Annotated in this window: 2 protein-coding genes; both read left to right on the plus strand. The window is 45.2% G+C overall.

The window, feature by feature from the left end:
- Positions 1 to 755 precede the first annotated feature (755 nt).
- Positions 756 to 2,969: an ATP-binding protein gene (locus tag QUA16_RS35715; RefSeq protein WP_333109484.1), complete on the plus strand. Its 2,214-nt coding sequence runs from the start codon at positions 756 to 758 to the stop codon at positions 2,967 to 2,969.
- A gap of 226 nt (positions 2,970 to 3,195) precedes the next feature.
- Positions 3,196 to 4,662 (plus strand): response regulator, encoded by a 1,467-nt coding sequence (locus QUA16_RS35720; RefSeq protein ID WP_333109483.1) that lies wholly within the window; start codon positions 3,196 to 3,198, stop codon positions 4,660 to 4,662.
- Positions 4,663 to 4,831 lie beyond the last annotated feature (169 nt).

A 4,831-nucleotide genomic window follows, 5' to 3' on the forward strand; every position in this document is an offset into this window, starting at 1 on the left:
TTTGTTGATTTTGTAAATTAAATCTTGAGTGTTTACTTATTTTAACATGATTTGGTTTTTTTACGCCTACCTACTTATCACTGTCTCCGGGTGCTGAGGGCGCGCCTTATGCCTATGTTTTTGAATCCAACACTTGCTTGAGCAGTTAATCCAAATAACCAAGTTATTGCTAAGGAATGAGAATTAAATAACTTCCACTCTTGAAAGTGGGATGGGCGTCCCGCCAGTCCTTTTTGGACGGGCGGGACGCCCATCCCACAATAACAATTAAAATTGTAAGTTATTTAATTCGCGATCCTAATAAAATTTAAGGGTAAGGTCATGATTGCATTTGGCATATAGCAGTCCTTGCAGGAGTCGTAAAATTTTTCCCCACCCGAACCCGCTGGGAGTCCGTAGGAAATTCACAAATTATTTAGGATTGCTATATGCTGATTTATTATCACCGGGATTAGTTTTTATTATGGGTCAATTTAGCACAGGGTTGGACGCAATAGTTTCCAGTCAGATGCCATCAACTTCGACAGCATTGTTATTAAAAAATTCTGCTTCTGTCATAATGCTTTCCCTCCTTATTGCCTCATGATTAAGCAATGTAGCCGACGCAGTTCAAAGGTGGCTCCGATCGCCCTCCGAAACCAGCAAGTGTCTCAGATCACAAGGCAGATCGATCGCCCTCACTGCCACAAAACCTAAAATTATGTCACTTTATGTAAAGAGTTATCAAAGAACTCTTGCCATATCCGTCGAAAGTTATGACAACAAAACTAAGAGCTACACACACAGAGAAAATGGAGAGAGACTTGCACCAGTTGAGGGCAGACCAAGAACTGATTCTCAATCAAGTAGACAATGCGATCGCTCTGTTCGACTCGTCTGACTGCTTAGTTTTGTTTAACAAAAAATTGGCCGGAATCTGGGAACTGTCCCCAGAATGGCTGGAAACAAAGCCGAAGTGCCACTTGCTGTTTGCGGAAATTGTCGATCGGGGTTACTTGTCCCTTCAGCAGTGGCAAGAGTTTCAGCAAGCACTCGAAAAATCTCAGGATGAAAGTTTATCATTTTATTTCGAGCAATCCAATGGGGTTTGTTTGGAGGTGTGCGCCACGATTACCAACAGCGGCGGACGGCTGTTTACCTTTAGAGACGTTACGGTATACCGAAACTCCCAAGCTAGCTTGAACGCAGAAGTCAGGCGGCTGAGCTTTCTTTTAGGTTTAACCGAACGCCTGCAAAAGTCTGACAGTTTGCAAGAAATAGGTCAGTTTGCCCTCACCTATTTAGTAGAGGCAATGAATGCAGCTTTCGGAGATGTCAAGGTGATTAGTGGCAAGGGAAACCATCGGCAAGCGTCGGGGATTTGCAACCAAGTTTCTAGTCAATTTTTGGCTACTTACGGGGAACCCGTAGTCGCAGGAATGCAAGAATTGCTCGACCAAGGCATTCCCTACGGCATCGGTTTGCTGTGGGAAGTGGTGAAAACTGGTAAACCTGTGTTTGTCGAGGATTATGCCCAACATCCCAATGCCGTGCCGGAATTTCGGCATCCGGGAATCGGACAACTGGGTATTTTTCCGATCGCAGCTACCAACGGCACAATCATCGGAGTGCTGACGCTGGAGTCCCGCAACATCAAAAAACTGCAAGCCGCCGTCCACCAAGAAGTGCTGGAGGCTGCTTGCCGGACTCTGGGGGCGGCGATCGAGCGGGCTCAAACACAAGAGAACTTGCGCCAAGTTAATGAAGAATTAGAGTATTCTTCTCAGTTGAAATCCGAGTTTTTAGCCTCAATGTCCCACGAATTGCGGACGCCTCTCAACAGCATTCTCGGCTTTTCTGACTTGCTGCTGCGGCAAACGGCCGGACAGTTGAGCGATCGACAAATCAACTATGTAGACCTGATCGAAAAAAGCGGCCAGCACTTGTTGCAGCTAATCAACGATATTCTCGATCTTTCTAAAATTGAAGCCGGGAAAGTAGAACTAAACTTACAGCCTGTTCGCGTTCAAGAACTCGCGACAGACTGTATGAAAATGATGCAGCCGCGGGCCGACAAAAAGCGAATCAGTTTGTCTTTAGAACTCGACAACCGTATTACTAAAGTTTGGCTCGACGAAAGGCGAGTGCGACAAATTGTGATTAATTTACTTTCCAATGCCATCAAATTTACCCCCGAACAGGGACAAGTTAAACTCAGCGGGCGTCTGGCCTATGGCAGTGAAATAGACGGCGACTACCGACCCGATTGTTCTCCTGTAAATGCCAGCACTCCTTATTTTTGTTTTGAGGTGAAAGACTCCGGCATCGGCATTCCTCAAGACCGCTGGCACTTGCTATTTCGACCTTTTCAACAGGTGGATTCTTCGCTGACTCGGCGGCACGAAGGTACAGGTTTGGGTTTGGCTTTGACTAAGCGATTGGCAGAATTGCACGGGGGAACAGTTTCTTTTCAATCTGTTTGCGATCGGGGAAGTCTTTTCCGCGTTTGGCTGCCTTTGACGGAGATGCGTCAAGAGTTGGGAAACTTTGCTTCTTGTGCTTTGGATACCAAGTTAGTTCCTGCTTCGGCGATTGCTTTACCAATTGCCAGGAAGCGGATTTTGGTTGTCGAAGACCAGCCTTTTAACCAAATGTTAATTTCTGAGGTGATGGAATTGGAGGGGTACGGGGTAGAGATACTCGCGGATGGTTCGGCTATGGCCGATCGTATTCTCGCCGCCTCTGCTGCCCCGGAGTTGCTGCCGGATTTGATTTTGATGGACATTCAGTTGCCGGATGTTGACGGCTTTGAGTTGATGCGCCGAGTTAAAGCAGATCCTGTCTGGGATTCGGTACCGATGATTGCGGTGACGGCGATGGCGATGCCCGGTGACAGTGAGCGATGTTTGGAAGCTGGCGCTTCTGCTTATTTGAGCAAGCCACTGGATTTGAATTTGGCGATCGCTACTGTCCGTACTTTTCTGGGCTAACAATAATTATTTGCAGTTCCAGCACTGCCATTTATGATAATTGATAACAACAAAGGTTAAACTCAAGAGTAGATAAATATCTATATGACTTGCCCGCACTTGCCTCCGAAAGCCTGTTCCTACGAAAAATATCGAGTTTAGTAAGGAGAAATATACAAATCAACCAGTTTTCGAGCTTCCTCACGCGCAACTTCCGAGCTAAATTCGATATATTATATCATATTCCATGTCAAACAAGTCGCCCTGCATCATGTTGGTTGATGACGAGCCAGCTAATCTGACTTTACTGGAAGAGTTATTGCACCTCAAAGGATACGCTACAGTATCAGTGCTATCTGGCCATGAAGCGCTCTCCCTTGCCCGCGCCTCTCGACCCGATTTAATTTTATTAGATATTATGATGCCGGAGATGAACGGTTTTGATGTGTGCGAGATCCTGCGGAAGGATACGGCATTGCAAACTGTACCGGTGATTTTTTTGACTGCTCTCGATGACGATATGTCTCGCATCAAAGGGTTAGAAATGATGGCCGATGATTATTTGACAAAGCCTTTTAACAGTCGTTTGTTGCTGGCAAAAGTTGAAAATATTTTGCAGTTGAGTCAAATGCGATCGCAAGCTGTATCTTCCCAATTCAACCAGCAGGTAAAAGAGCAAAGCAAACGCCAAATCGCCGCCGCTTGGGAAGCCAACGAATATCTGTCAGAAAAATTTCAGCTATTTGTGCCAGAGCAAATTCTGGAGCGAATTGCGCCACAAGGAATAGAATCTATTCAGTTGGGCAATGTCACAGAAGAAGAGCTGACTATTTTATTTTGCGACATTCGCGGGTTTACTGCGATCGCCGAATCTCAACAAGCTCGCGAGACTTTTGAATGGTTGAACGCTTTTTTTACTAAAATGAACGAGTGCATCACGTCTCACGGCGGGTTTATTGACAAATACCTAGGCGATGCAATCATGGCAGTATTTGACCAGCCAAATTCTCACGCGATGAATGCGATCGAAGCCGCAGTAGCAATGCAAGAAACCTTGCAAGAATTTAATGCCAGTCGCCACCAATACAATTTAGAATCTCCCGTCAATATTGGTACGGGAATTAACACAGGTATCGGCATGATCGGCACTTTAGGTTCCGATCGTCGCATGGACTCTACAGTCATCGGCGATGTGGTAAATACAGCTTCTCGGTTAGAAAATTTAACTAAAATATACGGCTGCCAAATTATTGTTAGCGAAAATGCCATTGTTCATGCGAGAGAATTTCTAAATGGCATAAGTCTCAACTCAAACTCAAAAGAAAGTCTATTATTAAAGTGCGACTTAGAAGTGGAAACACAGGAGAGTATTATTTCTAATTCTGGGGCGACTGCTGCTGACAGCCATTTGCCCCGCAACAATTATTACTATCGCTGGATCGATCGAGTAACCCCGCGCGGCAAGCAGGAAGCTATTGAAATCTACGAAATCTGGAGCGCATCCTGTCCCGACTCTGAGGCAAAGCACCTTACCCAGGGCTTATTTGACAAAGGAATTCAAGGATGGCAATCCGAAAGATTTGTCGCCGCCTTGGGATATTTTCAGCAACTAATCGAACAAAACCCTGCTGATACAGTCGTCAGTTTTTATATCAACCGCTGCCAGGAAAAACTAGGTTTTATACCTGTAAGTAACCGCTCAGAAATCAACTAAATAAAACCAGTTCCTAGTGAGGATTTCAGTCCTCTTTTTTACCGCAAATAAGGACTAAAGTCCTGGCTACTAACCTATACCAATTCTGAAAACTAGGGCGTCGGTTCAGTATTAGGAGTTGACAAAAAAAGGAATTTATGAAATTAGCCAGTGCATGAGTTCGAATCTA

Origin of the sequence: Microcoleus sp. S13_C3 (assembly GCF_036700905.1) — a bacterium.
Classification (GTDB): Bacteria; Cyanobacteriota; Cyanobacteriia; order Cyanobacteriales; family Microcoleaceae; genus Microcoleus.